This window comes from Flavobacterium chungangensis (genome assembly GCF_042654045.1).
Taxonomy (GTDB): Bacteria; Bacteroidota; Bacteroidia; order Flavobacteriales; family Flavobacteriaceae; genus Flavobacterium; species Flavobacterium chungangensis.
In genome coordinates this window covers 173,840-188,869 of sequence record NZ_JBHSFY010000011.1, presented here as the reverse complement: position 1 = coordinate 188,869, position 15,030 = coordinate 173,840, and the positions used below count along the sequence as shown (strand labels likewise).

The following is a 15,030-nucleotide window of genomic DNA, read 5'->3' as shown; positions in this document are numbered from 1 at the left end:
CTATTAGTGTACTCAAACTTAAAAGATTGTTTTTAGAATATTCCTAACCAAATTATGACATTAATAAATTTCTTTCCAACCTTTTAGTTCCAATTGACATCTATAATTAAAAGACGGATATTTAACACTCTCACATATGGCATTAAAAAAAAAGTTATTTTTTATTTTTATACTTTTAACTACCGTTTTTGACTATAAATTACATCAAAACTAAACCAAAATTTGTATCATGAGAAAAACAATCTTGTTCATTTTATTTTTCATCACCACAATCTCCTTCGCGCAAACAAAGGTAATAGCCCACAAAAGCCACAGTGGTTCTAAAAGTACATTTTCAAAAGCGTACAAGAAAAATTTGTTCGATATTAGAAATTCTAACTTTGGATTGCCTACACATCACATTGTAATTCTAGATACGGTTATTGCTATAGACAAGTCCCATTCCATATTAAAAATGAGGGTATCAATTGATGAGTATACAGAACACCAAAAAAGTAATTATAAAAACTTAGATAATTATAAAAATTTAGGTGACTCAAAATTTAGATATAAAACTAAAATAATAAGTGATAGTTTATTCAACAAAAATAACTCCGTCGACTATATAAAACTCGCACCTCCATATAGATATCCAATCTATTTTGTGAATCCTATTGGAAGTGTAGTTTTTATAGGTTTCAAAAAGCCTTTTTAATGAAAAGAATTGAAAGTTTCATTTATCAAACATTAATATTGTTCTCTTTTTTAGGAATTGTATTTATTCCCTTTTCTTTCCAGTATCTTAATATCCAATCTGTAATAGCTAAATTTTTATTTCAGGATTTGATAGTCTATACTGTTACAAAAATGGAAAATATTACTATTTCAAATCCTGAAATTACGTCAGATTCAACGACACTTTATGGTCTTTTTTTTGTTTTATTATTTCTGTCGTTAATTTTTACAATAGTATTTTCATTTTTAAATTTTTGGAAAAAACATAAAAATCAAATTAATAAGGTATTTCAAATTGTTTTAACCTATTACTTGGCCTGTGTAATGCTCAAATATGGCTTTGACAAAATCTTTAAAGTCCAGTTTTATCTTCCGGAACCTAATACGCTATACACTCCATTAGGAATGCTTGATAAAGATATTTTGTTTTGGAGCACTATGGGAACTTCCTACAGTTACAATATTTTCATGGGTTTAATGGAAGTTATCCCAGCCTTAATGTTGTTTTTTAACAAAACCAGAATTCTTGGTCTTTTTATTCTTTTGGGAGTTTTGATGAATGTCGTTTTTATTAATTTTGGTTTCGACATTTCAGTAAAATTATATTCATTATTCTTACTCCTCATTTGTTTTTTATTGCTTGTTCCAAATTTTAAAAAATTAATTCACTTTTTTATATCCAATGAACCAACTATATTGTCACGCTTTAAAGGTTCGGATATTATCTACTCAAAATCGACAAGAATCGCTATAAAAACATTAATTATCTTTTTTATTTTCACGGAGTCTCTTTTCCCATACATTCGAAATCAAAATTTTAACAACGACAATACTATTCAAAATCCACTTCGTGGCGCATATGAAGTTGTGAAAATAGAAAAGAATAAAATAAGTAAAAATTCTGCAAATCTAAAAATAAAACGCATTTTCATACATCGAGATAATTATTTTATCTTTCAATATACAGATGATACCATGGAAGATTTTTATTTAGAAATTAATGAAACTAGAAATCAATTTACCCTAACTAATTATAATGGTGAAAAAATAAGTTTGAATTATCAATTCGTTGAAAACTCAAAAACATTAGCCATATATTCTCCTGAATTAGGCATCAATATTTATTCTAAATCACTGCCGTGGAAAAAATTGCCATTAATACAGCCTCTTTTTCATTGGACAGTTGATGAAGTTCATTAAAGCTAAAAGATTTCAATTAATGTGGAATAAAAATCTTAATATGAAAAATTTAAAACTGTTTTTTATCCTAATTCTATTTTCGCAATTATGCTTTGCACAAAACAGAATAGTTCACGGAGTAGTTAGGGATAGTACCGGACTTCCTGTTCCGGGAGCAAATATTTTGGTTGAAGGGACAAAAACAAATACACAGAGCGATTGGGATGGTTATTTTTCTATTAAAGCAAATTCAGATCAATTATTAGTTTTTACTTATATAGGATATTTCACAAAAAAGGTTATTGCCTCTAAAAATGAGATCGAGGTGGTATTACAGATAGATCATTCACACGATTACGACTGTATAATTCCTCCCAACCCTATAAAAAAAACAAAACCTCGCTTTGCTATTACCACTATATATCCTAAAGATTTAAAAAATGCCAATAATCCCAAATACAATTTTAAGAAAGATTATAACAACAATCCATTGATTTTTGTTTCAGACTACACTTTAAAAAAAGCAGATTATGACTTTCAAATAAAATACAGAATAAGTTATTCTCCAATTCAGAATTATAGTATTGAATATGTAAAGACCTATAATAAACTTTCCTTTAAATATTTAAAAAAGAAATACAAAAAAAACTGGCAATATGAGATTAGAAAAGATGCTATTGGATTAGACGATTTTTTTTAAAAAAGTTAGTTTAACTACCACTAATATCTACAATACATATTAATCGCTTTAAACAAAATACAAAAGTAATTATTTTACTAAACAACTTAAAAGTAAGTTTAAAGTCTTTTTTTAGTATATTTTTTTTTCTTTTCGTTTATAGTGATTTTTGAAACTAATATAGTAATTGCAAAATAATTTTAGCTGCCATCTCCTCTATCTGAATATTATTCTTGGAAATAATAATAACTTCTTTTTCGATTGAAACATTCTAATCTTTAATACTATAAAGTATGTTTTCAAGATCTGACTTAACATTAATCTTGTCAGACTCTGTTGTCCAGGAAATAACTCTATAAAAAGCCTTATTTGTTTCTGCTATACCAATAAAATAGCGGAAAGTCTTCTTTTCTTTTTTATCAAAAATTGTCATTTCTGTTTTGATAAAATTTATTTCTCCTTTCTTTAAAAACTCAGATTTAAAAATTTTTCTATTTTCTTCATTTATCATAAAATCTTTCATTATTTCATCACGATAGTCAACTGCTGAGAAAGTATATGGTATGTTTTTTTCTTCTTTATTGTCAACAATTACATAACCTTCTGTGTCATTTTTCTCACTTTTATATTCAATTAATGAAGAGCCGTTTATTCCTGATGTTCTTTCGAAATCAGTAGGTAAACTTATATTAAATGTAAAACCAACATTGTAGGTTAGTAACCTTTTGTCTTGCTCTCTAAGTTCTTGTTCAGTAATTTCAACAAACATTTCGTTAGATTTTATTACCTCTTTTTTACTATACATAATCATTCTCGGAAGTTTTATTCTCCCCGCCCTTAAAGGTTTTAACACAAATGTAATTTTTGTGAAACTTGGATTTGTCATTGTACTTGGATTTTCTAGCACCTTAAAATTTTTATTCTCTAGTTTAAGGGAATCAACTTGTTTTTCTAGGCGATATGAAATTTTTATTGTTTCCTCCGAGCTAAATTTTAATTTAGAAATATCAATTGTTATTTCCTGAGCTGTTGCATTATATGCATAAAACATAAGGAAAAAAAGTACCGAAAATAATATTCTGAATTTCATTATTTAATCTTTTAAACTGTATAATACTTTTTTGAAGTCTGCCTTGAATTTATCTTTGTTTTGGTTTGATGTATTTATAATAATAGTATATAAGGCTGTTTTGGTCTCAACAGAACCTATAAAATAGTAGCTGTCTTCATTTATTTCTTCATCAAAATAAGTCAGATCTGTCTGTGCAAAATTTATATCATTTTCTTTGGTAGATTCTACTGGAGAGATCCTCTTTTTTTTCAAATCATTTCCCAATTCATTTACCGTATTTTCATGAAAAGACAAAATAGGATTAAGTTTTCGTCCTGATAATATAACATCTTCTTTTGTCTCAAGTATTGCATAACCTCTAATCGAACTGGTACTATTCCTAAAACAAAATGGCGCTTTAACGTTTAAATCATTTGCTTTTTGAAGATAGGCAGGGAGACTAATTTTAAAAACGCTTCCAACCATATATTTTTTATAAGGAGAATTTGAAGATTTTACCTTTTCGTCTATTTCCGCATCTGTCAGCACTGTTCCAGTAATGTTTACAAAAAGTTTTTCTGATTTTAAAATTTGTCTGTCTAAATACATTTCTAATTGCGGTAATTCAATTTTTCCTGTATTACGAGGCTCTAAAATATAACTATAAGTCTCTTCAAAAATAGTTTTCCCATTCAGATAACTCTGAGAAGATGTTTGAGAAGGGCCTTTAATAATTTTGAACTGGCTTTGATCCAATTCTCCAATATTATCTATATTCTTCCCTACCTTATACGTTACTTTTATTTTATCTACAATTGTATAATTTAACTTGTCAACAATAATTTTTATATCTTGCCCTACTACATTTAAGCTTTGCAATAGCAAGAAAATAATGGCTGTTTTAAAAAAATTCATATTAGAAATTTAATTTATTTGTATGTTTTATTGAAAGTATAAGATCGCTCCGAATTTTCGAATTCAATTTCTATATCTATCAAAAATTCATTTTGATCGTAAAGTATTACACAATCTTTGACTTTAAAATTCTTGTCTACTGAAGCAAATTCATTTAGAGTAATTTGTTTTCCTGAAGTATTAAAAACTTTAATGTCTTTATAATCTTTATCACTTCCATTAAAAGTAAGTTCCGCAATTTTTTTATCGTCGGGAGAAAAAAATTCTACGATTTTACGTTGTGTATTGTAACGCATTCTTTGCGCTTTCTTTTCAGAACTTGTTTTATAATAATAAATCAATTCGTCGTCATTGTCCCGAGTCCAATCATATATTGCGGCAAACTTTATTTTTCCGTCTTCAAAATATTCAGTTGCTTTTCCATCTTTTTTTCCGCCATAATAGTTTATTTCTGAAGCTAAAACTCCGTTTTCAAAATAAGTTTTATAAACTCCTGTTAACCTTCCGTCTTTTAATATTGACTCTTCAAGTTTTAATTTTCCATTTTCAAAATAAACAAAATGTTTACGAGGCAGGTCGTTTTTTTCAGTACTTACTTCCGGATAATTGGTTGTTTCTTTTAAATTTCCATTTTTATAATACGTTTTCCAACTCCCAATATTATAATTAGACAAAACACCTTTAACATGTTTAGATTCTACTATCTGGTAGTGTTCTATTTTCTCAATCTGTCCGTTAGGATAATAATAAGTATGTGTACTGTCTTTTAATTGGGGATTATTAGAAACAAATTTCCCTATAAATTTTAACTTCCCATCCTTATAAAAAGTTTTCCATATACCATCTTTGGAATCCTTTTTATAATTACCTTGTTCTGCGATCTTTCCATCATAATAATGCGATTCTATATAACCGGTTTTGTATCTGCTTGATCCTGTTTTCTTTTGCCAATGACATATTTCGCTTAAGGAATCCTTATAAACTTTAAAATAATCATTTTCAGTATAATGTAAATCCTCTTTCCTTAACTTCCCTGCCTTGTCATAGCTTTTCTGTAACCAGCTTTTGTTTTCGCCTTTTTCCCATTTATACTGATTTTCCTCTTTTATAATACCAGATTCGTAAAAATATTTTTGTAAAATACAACGAAAATCTTTATATACTCCCCTATTGACAACAGTTCCGTCGCTTTTGGTAATTTCTGAAACTCCGTTTCCTTTTGCGTCCAAATTTTTCACTTCATATAATCGGCCGTCATTGTCATATGATCGAAGAAAATAAACGAATTCAGATTTTACAATTTTTTTTATTTTAGAAATTGCACCATTTTCATAATATTCTTCTACAATTCCACTACCATTTTTCCATTTCTCGATAGATCTTTTTGCTCCATTTTGATAGTATGAAAGAGTCTCCCCGTGTAAATTTCCATTCTTATAGTTTAGTAGACTAGAAATTTGTCCGTTATTATGGTACAATGTTTCGACACCTTCTTTTTTACCGTTTACAAAATTACTTTGCCTAGAAATTCTTTCTTTATCAAAGTAAGTTATTTCAAGGCCGTGCAATTTTCCCATCTTATAATTTTGTTGTGCAAGAATGTTTCCACGTTTATCCCTTTTTTCCCATAACCCCGTTTGCCTTCCTTGAGAGTCTACAGCACCTTTTTCTGTTGCAACACCAAGTATGTCTTTTTCAATTATTTTATTTTGAGAAAATGTAACGTTGATCGCGATTAATAAAATTAAAATATATCTTGAATGCATTTTTATATGAAGATTTAAAAATTTAGAAATTAACAACTCTTAGCTTTTTTGAGCAATAAGAACTAGTCGACAAAATATTCTATTTTTCTTTTCATTATTGCTGAAACTTCACTTTCAGGGCTATTTACACGTATTTTACATTCAATCCAATTATCATTTTGATCATATGTATACTCGTAATATTTATCTAAATAGAGTTGTTTAACTCTAATGAGCTCCTCATCTTTGGATTCAATTTGTAATAAACTAGCAATCAAATCGCCTTGCTTATTATACTTTCTGGTATAGTTGTGCACATTTGATAAATAATACTCATCGGGATATTTTTTAAAAAGAGACTCTGTCTCCACAAATCCATTGCGCTCATTGTAACTATATTTGACAGATCCAATTTCTTCTCTCACATCATCTTTGATTGTAAAGACTGTATATTTTATTAATCTATCTTTTGCATCATAATCAAAGATGATTTCAGCCTTTAAAGTCTTTATTTGAAATCTGAAATACTTTATAATAAAATCTAAAGAAGAATCTCTCTGCATTTTTATTTTTTTCAAAAGACCTTTTTCATTGTATTCAAAATGCCATTTGTCTTTTAAATTCTTATCATCAAGATCTACATTTTCATTTCCTTCTAATTTTTTATTTGGAGTTAATGTTCTATAAAATACAGCATCTGTAATATTCTTTTGATCTTCATCGTAGTTGAGTCCATAAATTTCGTGTACTGCGTCCTTAAGCGCTGAATGGTTTTGACGATAACTACTTTTATTCGGATGTATAGTGTAAAATCTCTGATCTAACATAGATGGAAATTCCTGACCACCAGCAAGTGCTTTTTTATAGACTAAATCATACTCATTGTAATTGTATAAAACTAAATCTTTTTGCTCCATTGGTTCCAATACCAACAAACTATCATTATATGTACCTAATAACGATTGTGTCATTAATCCGTCTCTATTATACTTTACAAAAACATTTTCTGCATTTCCTTTTGGCGTAGCAATTCTATTAGCATTATTGTACTTATTGTTAAGATCGACATAACGAACTTCTAAATGATATGATTTTACGGGACCTTTTAGATTTTCAGATGTTAAATCTGAAGCGAGTATATTTTTGGTGATGTTATTTTTTCTGGTTTGAGCAAAACATTGGAAAGCAAAAATCAGTAGTAATAAAGTAATTTTTTTATTCATAATTGGTAAATATCTAACAATAAGATTTTTTGAAATCTTTTGACAGTGTATATCTCTTTATTAAATGTGATACAAATATTCATTCTTAAAAAAGTTTGCGTTTTTTTAGCTAATATAAATTTATTATTTAATTCTAAAGACTATTGCTAAACCTATATTTACGAATTCATATAATTGAAATCATATCTTTAACAAATGTAACTTTTTTAACATTTACCCCTTACAATACACACAAACCGATTCATCTAAAACACAAAATAATTATCTTATAAATTCACTTAAAATAAGTCAATTTCCTTAAAGCGTTCATGAAAAGATTAGGAATTTATATCATAGAATCACTTAAAGAGACAACCATATAATAGTTGCCTCTATATGCTCATAAAAAACTATTTATGAAGCATTTTTGAGGCGTAATTCTGAACTCTGTCTCTTCAATTTCACAGTTAAAACACTTGTTATAGTAATCATATGCCATCATCTATCCCTCATTAATCTTAAAACTCTATTTAAAAAAAGTGGCAGAATTTTAAAAAAAACTGCCACTGGAAAGATATAGTTATAATGTGAAATTAAAATATTATTTTTTTTGATGTTCTACCCCCGTCTTCAAAAAATACCTTGATCAGGAATACTTGATTGCCGGAGTTGATGCTATCAATCTCTAAATCAAATGCTTTTAGCTGCGCGATATTGTAAATGAGCCTCCCTGCCGTATCATAAATTGAAACTTGCTCCATAGCGTTCTTATAAGATTTTATTGTGATAACTTTATTTTTTGAAGCAACTATTAGATTTTCGGGAGAATTATCAAATTGATCATTCCCCAAATTTGCCTTGGCAGTATAGCGAATTATAAAACGATCTACAAAAGTTCCTTTTTCTGTTGAAAATGTATAAGCACCTTTTTTCAAATTATGCATAATACCGGTCTCCTTATCCTCTAGATAAATATCCTGATCAGCTAAATCGCCATCTGCATGATCAATTGAAATGCTTAAATCTCCTACAATTTCAGACCTGTAGCCAAGAGGAACTGTATCGCTGAGAAGAAACGGCAGACCACGTGCCTGAATCACTAGTTTCTTTCCTTCGTTAATGCTGTAAAAATCCGCATATTTATTTGCATCCACAGAAACAGCATCATAATTAAAATCAAAGCCATTAGTTGCTCCTTCTATATAACCCAATAAAAGCTGCTTAAAAAGCCCTTCATTATTAGTCAGATTAAGCCATACCCGGTGTCTTTCAATTGCAGGAACACCCTTGTAATGTACGACCGATTGATAACTGTTTTGAAATACAGGCTTGCAAAATACAGAATGGGCATTTAGAGAGCTTAATAACACAAAAGAAACTAAAAGTATAAAATTTGATGAGTATATTTTTTTCATATCGTATAATTTAAATAAGTAATAAGTGGGTAAATAAATTTGATTCTCTTTACTCTAAAAATAATCTTAAACAATTGATTACGTTTTCGCTAAAATTAGAAGAGTAAATTATAATTTGACAAAATAAGAAAGGAGGTGAATTTGAGTTTACAGCCATAAAAAAAAGATATTTTATTAGTAGGATTTAGCACTATGCTTAAAATAAATTTATAACTGAACACTAAAAATTCATTTATATTTATACCTCTAAAAGTTATAAACATCCCACTCACAAGGGAGGGTTAGCGGTAAAAACATCCTTTTATAGAAACCGAGACAGATCGGAAAATTTTCTATAGTTTCAATCACTGGCATGTAAGCCAGTAATTGAATTTCTATATCTATTAAGACTGTTAGTTTTACTATTAACAGCTTTTAGATTATTGATATTGATTCAATTCAATCTCAGAAGGATTAAGTAAAAATGAATCATAAACTTCCCCCAAAAAGTCTATCAACATCTTAAATAGAAGTGTCTTTTATAACAATTGCAAATTTGATTGATTTAATGGTATAATTACAAGATCACAAAGGAGTAAAATATTCTTAGTAGTTATAATATTTAACTTCGAAGGCCTTTCTTTACGATACAATCGAAAATATATAACAACAGTAAATTATCGTTTTCTGTGTTGTAAATAATCCAAATTCTTTAAATCCGATCTTATATTTTCGATAATTAGTTGTTGCTCAACCGAGGTAAAAAATGTTTTATTCCTTTTACAAGTGGAAAAAACCGTAGTAGCAATTCTCAAAAATAACTAGTTTTGTAAATTAAAAATTTGAGCCATACAGGATATAAAAATGAGCCTTACAGGATAAATGGATCGAAACCTCATGACTACTTTTGTATAAATAAAAACAAAAAAGATATGAATATAGTAATGACAGGAGCAACTTCGGGTATAGGAGCCGAAGCATTAAAACATTTTACAGACTCACCTAATACCAAAGTATACATAGGTGCTCGGGGAGAAGGCCGTCAGGCACCTGATAAAACGATGCTTATTCCTCTTGATCTCTCATCCTTAAAAAGTGTACGCGATTTTGCTGACAAAGTAAAACAGCAATTGGGTACTGCTAAAATTGATATATTAATTCTTAATGCAGGTATACGGGCAACGGACAACAGCCAAAAAAGCGAAGAAGGTTTTGAGCTTACATTTGCGACCAATCATCTTGCGCATTACCTACTGGCAAGACTGTTTATGCCAATTATGTCAGATGGGGCAAAACTCATCCTAACAACCAGTGATGCGCATGATCCGGCAATTATTCCTTTTGGCCCTAAAAAATTAAATATTGCAACACTGGCGGATACTGCCAAAGACAGTCCCAAAGGCATGGCATTATATGCTGCTACCAAACTCTGTAACCTGATTACGGCCTACTCTCTTGCTGAAAATGTGGCCAAAGAAAGAACCATCAAAATTATAGCATACAATCCCGGACTGACTGGAAATACATCCCTAATGGGAAAACAATCTGTTTTAATGAAATCAGTGGTGGAGATACTTCGTCCTTTGTTTTACGTTGCCTCAGTTTTTAAACCTGCATTTTTTATGGGAACGGCAAAGCGTTCTGGAGAAAACCTGGCCAAACTTGCTCTGGGGCAGATCATCATACCGACAGGAAAGATATATGCATCACTTGTTCGAGGCCGCATAACTTTTCCCGAACCCTCAAAATTAGCACGAGATAAAAATACCAGAAACCTTTTATGGAAAGAAAGTGCTAGAATGGCAGGGCTTTTTGAATAAAAGATAGTAGATATGAAAAAACATCCAGATAATATATTCTCAGAAAATATTGTGTATTCTTTAGATACTAAAAAGCAGACCGAGTACGATAATCTGCTTTGGGAAAGCGTGCTTTTACTTCAAGTATCAGGCCAGATGATTTTTGAAACGTCCAGCGAAAAAATTACAGCACACCCTGGCGAAATTTATCTGGTACGTAAGCATCAATTTATAAAAACAACCAAAACCCCCATCAATAATGAAGAATATAAAGCAGTACTCTTTATACTGAAAGAAGATGTATTAAGAAAATACGCCTTGGAAAGGAACTTGAATGTAAGGGAGAAATACAAGGACAAAGCTAATTTGCGTTTAGCCGAGAGCCCGTATATTAAAAGTTTTTTTAATTCGCTAAAACCTTATCTCCAAGATCCGAAGAACATACAGGATCCATTGAATATTTTAAAGGTAAAAGAAGCTGTAGAGCTATTAATGCGACTAAACTTTGACCTTACTGGTTTTCTCTTTGATTTTTCAGAACCACATAAAGCTGACCTTGACTCTTTTATGAGACAAAATTTCAAATTTAATGTTTCAATTGAAAAATTTGCCCTATTAACAGGGAGGAGTCTTGCCTCATTTAAGCGGGATTTTAAAAAAACATTTAATTTGCCGCCCAGACAGTGGCTGCAACACAGAAGATTAGCTGCGGCACATTTTGAGATTGAGAAAAACAGGAAAAAACCCTCTGCTATATATCTGGAACTTGGTTTTGAGAGTTTGTCTCATTTCCATTTTGCATTTAAAAAACAATTCGGCTATACTCCAAAGGATATTATTAATCAGCATAAAACTAAATAAAAGGCAGCATAAGTATATCTATTGTATGGAACTCCCATAGCTTCAATGCCTTTGATTATTTATTATTGTTTAACTGAGGCAAAAAGTTGGTTTATTCCAATATATAATAAACGGTGTCTGGCTTAGTCATAGAACTGTTTCAAAATAAATCACGATTTGCCACAAACCTGTAATTCTAATTATCCCTTTTTTATGTAGTATTATATAACTTTGTTGGATCTAAAAGCAGTAGCATGAAATTTGAAAAGCATTTTCCGACCGAACAATTAAAGCCCTACATTAAATATTTTGTAGTGTCGGAGAATGAATTGGAAAATGAATATAAAATTTTTCCTTCTCCAGAACTGGTCATCGGTTTTCAGTACAAAGGACATCTTAAAACAATAAAAGAAAGTACAGAAACTAATCTAACTTCAGCAGGAATTACGGGAATTACAGACGGTTACAAGATCTTCAAAAATTCAGCAGATATAGGTACAGTTTTAGTTTATTTTACTGAAATTGGTTTTACTCATTTCGCTTCCCATCCTGCATACGAACTCTTTAATTTAAGTCTTTCTCTGGATACTATTTTTAATAAAAATTCTATAGATGAAGTTGAAGAAAAGCTAGCAATGGCAAACACAGACAAACTTCGGATAAAAATCATTGAACAATTTTTGTTGTCTGAGCTAAAAGATATTCAAACAGACAAATTAATTGTTGAAGCAATTAAACTCATTTACCAAAGTAATGGAACTATCCGCATAAAAGATTTAAATGAAAAACTATTCATCAGTCAAAGTCCATTTGAAAAACGTTTTAGAAAAGTAGTTGGAACAACTCCTAAGAAATTTTCTTCCATTGTTCGATTTAATTCAGTTCTTGAAAATTTGAACAAAACTAAAACGCTGACTGAAATCTGCTACGAAAATAACTTCTTCGACCAAGCCCATTTCATCAAAGATTTCAAACAATTTACGGGTGATACACCCGAAAACTTCAAACGATTCTTGTAGAAAAACGATTTTTTACAATTACAGCATATTTCACCATCGCATCTTTGCATTGTAATCTTAATGCAAATAATAAAATGATAAAATTAGTTTTAAAATCGACAGCCATATTATCTAGTGTGGCCATTATGATTGCATGTAATTCAACAAAACGTTTAACAATTAAAAAACAAGAAAAAATGTTTACAGTAGAACAAGTAAAAACAGCTCACGGTAAAGTAAAATCAGGCGCAGATTTTCCTGCGTATATTCAAGACATCAAAAAATTAGGAGTTACCTATTATGAAACCTTTGTAACTGATGGTCATACTGATTATTATGGCATAAATAACTACAAAACTTCATCAATGGCTAGTTATAATCCTTTAATTATTGCCCAAATTTCAAATATGGAACAATTTAATACAGACATCAAAGCACATCAACAAGGCAAAACAGACTACCCTACTTTTTGCAGAGATTGTGCTAAATCTGGTATTGAAAAATGGGCGGTATGCATGGAAAAAATGACCTGCACTTATTTCGATAAAGCAGGAAATGAAATTTTAATTGAACAAATTCCTCAATAAATTAAAGCAATAAGTATGATGAATAAATCAATTACAAAAGAATGGAACGATGATGCTGTCATCGTTCCACCATATAAAAGGGAACAGTTTCAAAGCCATGGAAACAAACTTAAAATAATTGTCCCAACTACATTAACAAATAGTCAATTCGGATTATATGAAATAGAAATGTAAGCTAATGCACGAGGTCCGAAATTGCACTATCATAAAGAAATGGATGAAACATTTATAATCCGAGAAGGAATCTTAACAGTTCTGACATCCCAAGGAGAATCAACTGCAGAAGCTGGAACCGTTATTCACATACCAAGATTTTCAGTTCACGGTTATAATAATAATTCGAACTCTATTGTTAAAATGACAATGATTTTTAATCCCGGATTAGGCAGAGAAAACTTTTTTAGAAAGATGTATAAAATGCTTGATGAAAATCCTAATGATTTGTCAGCGTTTCAAAAATTATATCTCGAAAATGATAGCTACCCGATTGAGGAAAATAATATGATACCATTATGCGAAGAATAGGAATTTAACATCTAGAATTCATTTATTGCTAGATTATATTCTAAAAATCAAATTAAAGAATCGTCTATTCTACAAATAAACAAATTTTAAAATTAACCTTTACAATACATACAAACCATTTTTGAATAAAAACTTCAACCAATTATCCTACAAATTCATCTGAAAGTAAGCCAATTTCTTTAAATCATTCATAAAATGATTTGTAAATTGTGAACTAAACGTCACTGTAAACATTGATGTAAAAAAAGTTTCTAAATTTATATTAACAATAATTTAAGATTATAAAAATTGAAAAAGAAAAGTATAGAAAAAAATACAGCTGAAAAAGCTCAAAAAAATGCTTTAGTATATGAATAGAATTTTTAATTAAAAAATGATGATCTTTGCGAACTATTTTCAATTGATATGAAGTTCCCTAAGAATTAAAAAAACAAGCTACAAATGAAACTTTTTAAGGATTTTCAATCTTACAATAATTACATTGGATTAGATAATCCATTGGACAACGATATTGATGTCGGATATTATACACCATCAAAAATGCTTTTGAAATCGGAAGCTGTAATGGTTGATTTTTACAGAATTTCGATTAAAATTAACTTTAAGAGTAAAATCACACCTACGGAGAAACCAATTAATGCAGTATTTTTCAATAGTCCCGATTTAGTTTTGACAACTGGCTGGGATGTTGAACCTAATTATACTGGAATTTATTTACAGCTTTCCAGAAAAATAATTGAAGAAAACCGTTTTTTATTTAAGACCTATTTAGACTATGGTCAACATGAAGCATTACATTTAACGGAAGAAGAAATAGAAGAAATTAGTTTGGTTTTTAATTTAATGATAAAATATTACCAAAACGATATAAAACATTATACAGTTTTACTTTCTTATGTGAATGTTCTGGTTTCATTGGTTGAAGCATTTTACAAAAGACAGTTTTCAACAGATCCGAAACAATATAATCACATTATATCCAATTTTCAACAAAGTTTAATTGATTATTATAATCAGCCTGTTTCTCAAATTCCTAATGTTCAATATTTTGCAGATAAACTTGGACTAACCGCTAACTATTTAGGCGATATTGTTAAGCACTTCACTCAAAAATCAACTATTGAAACAATTCATGAATTTGTAATAAAGAAAGCGAAAAAACTTCTAGAACAAAATCCTCAAATGAAAACTGCAGAAGTAGCCTATGAATTAGGTTTTGAGTACCCCAATTATTTTTCGAAATTTTTCAAAAAACAAGTCAATCTCACACCCAAAGAATACCGATTACAATTCCTGGAAATCAATAATAAAACGCCATCATAAAGATGGCGTTTTTTGTTATCCGTAATTTGTTTCTTTTTTAGTAGTGATCTGTTTCCTTTGGTTATTTATGCAGAATCTA

General features: G+C 29.5%; 15 protein-coding genes. 10 read left to right on the top strand and 5 right to left on the bottom strand.

Annotation, left to right across the window (positions count from 1 at the left end):
- Positions 1-229: 229 nt before the first annotated feature.
- From ACFO3N_RS17460 to ACFO3N_RS17450, 3 genes are read left to right on the top strand one after another with little or no spacing between them, the layout of a single operon-like run.
- The gene (locus ACFO3N_RS17460; RefSeq protein WP_379799857.1) at positions 230-694 is read left to right on the top strand and encodes a hypothetical protein; all 465 of its coding nucleotides are present in this window, start codon (positions 230-232) and stop codon (positions 692-694) included.
- A complete protein-coding gene (locus ACFO3N_RS17455; RefSeq protein ID WP_379799855.1) occupies positions 694-1,914 on the top strand; it encodes a hypothetical protein in 1,221 nt (406 codons plus the stop codon). The genes ACFO3N_RS17460 and ACFO3N_RS17455 overlap by 1 nt, the downstream gene beginning before the upstream one ends.
- Positions 1,915-1,954: 40 nt before the next feature.
- Positions 1,955-2,593 carry a carboxypeptidase-like regulatory domain-containing protein gene (locus ACFO3N_RS17450; RefSeq protein ID WP_379799853.1) on the top strand — a complete coding sequence of 213 codons (639 nt, stop codon included), beginning with the start codon at positions 1,955-1,957 and terminating at the stop codon, positions 2,591-2,593.
- Positions 2,594-2,843: 250 nt separating this feature from the next.
- Here the strand turns inward: ACFO3N_RS17450 and ACFO3N_RS17445 are convergent, their stop codons facing one another.
- The 5 genes from ACFO3N_RS17445 to ACFO3N_RS17425 all read right to left on the bottom strand — a co-directional run bounded on the left by ACFO3N_RS17445 (position 2,844) and on the right by ACFO3N_RS17425 (position 8,900).
- Positions 2,844-3,662, bottom strand: coding sequence for a hypothetical protein (locus tag ACFO3N_RS17445; RefSeq protein ID WP_379799851.1), 819 nt, complete (start codon positions 3,660-3,662; stop codon positions 2,844-2,846).
- 3 nt (positions 3,663-3,665) lie between these two features.
- Positions 3,666-4,538: a BatD family protein gene (locus ACFO3N_RS17440; protein WP_379799849.1), complete on the bottom strand. Its 873-nt coding sequence runs from the start codon at positions 4,536-4,538 to the stop codon at positions 3,666-3,668.
- 14 nt (positions 4,539-4,552) lie between these two features.
- Positions 4,553-6,304, bottom strand: a complete 1,752-nt coding sequence (locus ACFO3N_RS17435; RefSeq protein ID WP_379799847.1) for a toxin-antitoxin system YwqK family antitoxin — start codon at positions 6,302-6,304, stop codon at positions 4,553-4,555.
- A gap of 62 nt (positions 6,305-6,366) precedes the next feature.
- Positions 6,367-7,506 carry a hypothetical protein gene (locus tag ACFO3N_RS17430; RefSeq protein ID WP_379799845.1) on the bottom strand — a complete coding sequence of 380 codons (1,140 nt, stop codon included), beginning with the start codon at positions 7,504-7,506 and terminating at the stop codon, positions 6,367-6,369.
- Positions 7,507-8,078: 572 nt separating this feature from the next.
- Complete coding sequence (locus tag ACFO3N_RS17425; protein ID WP_379799843.1) at positions 8,079-8,900, bottom strand: T9SS sorting signal type C domain-containing protein; 822 nt, start codon at positions 8,898-8,900, stop codon at positions 8,079-8,081.
- Between the two features lie 821 nt (positions 8,901-9,721).
- On the opposite strand from ACFO3N_RS17425, the gene ACFO3N_RS17420 reads away from it, so the two are divergent.
- From ACFO3N_RS17420 to ACFO3N_RS17390, 7 genes are all read left to right on the top strand, one after another.
- Complete coding sequence (locus tag ACFO3N_RS17420) at positions 9,722-10,699, top strand: SDR family NAD(P)-dependent oxidoreductase (RefSeq protein ID WP_379799840.1); 978 nt, start codon at positions 9,722-9,724, stop codon at positions 10,697-10,699.
- Positions 10,700-10,711: 12 nt separating this feature from the next.
- On the top strand, positions 10,712-11,539 hold the full coding sequence (locus ACFO3N_RS17415; protein ID WP_379799838.1) for a helix-turn-helix domain-containing protein: 828 nt from the start codon (positions 10,712-10,714) through the stop codon (positions 11,537-11,539).
- A gap of 233 nt (positions 11,540-11,772) precedes the next feature.
- Positions 11,773-12,537, top strand: a complete 765-nt coding sequence (locus ACFO3N_RS17410) for a helix-turn-helix domain-containing protein (RefSeq protein ID WP_379799836.1) — start codon at positions 11,773-11,775, stop codon at positions 12,535-12,537.
- A gap of 74 nt (positions 12,538-12,611) precedes the next feature.
- Positions 12,612-13,103: a DUF1398 domain-containing protein gene (locus ACFO3N_RS17405; protein ID WP_379799834.1), complete on the top strand. Its 492-nt coding sequence runs from the start codon at positions 12,612-12,614 to the stop codon at positions 13,101-13,103.
- A gap of 15 nt (positions 13,104-13,118) precedes the next feature.
- Positions 13,119-13,277: a hypothetical protein gene (locus ACFO3N_RS17400; protein ID WP_379799832.1), complete on the top strand. Its 159-nt coding sequence runs from the start codon at positions 13,119-13,121 to the stop codon at positions 13,275-13,277.
- A 21-nt stretch (positions 13,278-13,298) separates the two neighbouring features.
- Positions 13,299-13,628 carry a cupin domain-containing protein gene (locus tag ACFO3N_RS17395; protein WP_379799830.1) on the top strand — a complete coding sequence of 110 codons (330 nt, stop codon included), beginning with the start codon at positions 13,299-13,301 and terminating at the stop codon, positions 13,626-13,628.
- Between the two features lie 441 nt (positions 13,629-14,069).
- The gene (locus tag ACFO3N_RS17390) at positions 14,070-14,951 is read left to right on the top strand and encodes a helix-turn-helix domain-containing protein (RefSeq protein WP_379799828.1); all 882 of its coding nucleotides are present in this window, start codon (positions 14,070-14,072) and stop codon (positions 14,949-14,951) included.
- Positions 14,952-15,030: the final 79 nt, after the last annotated feature.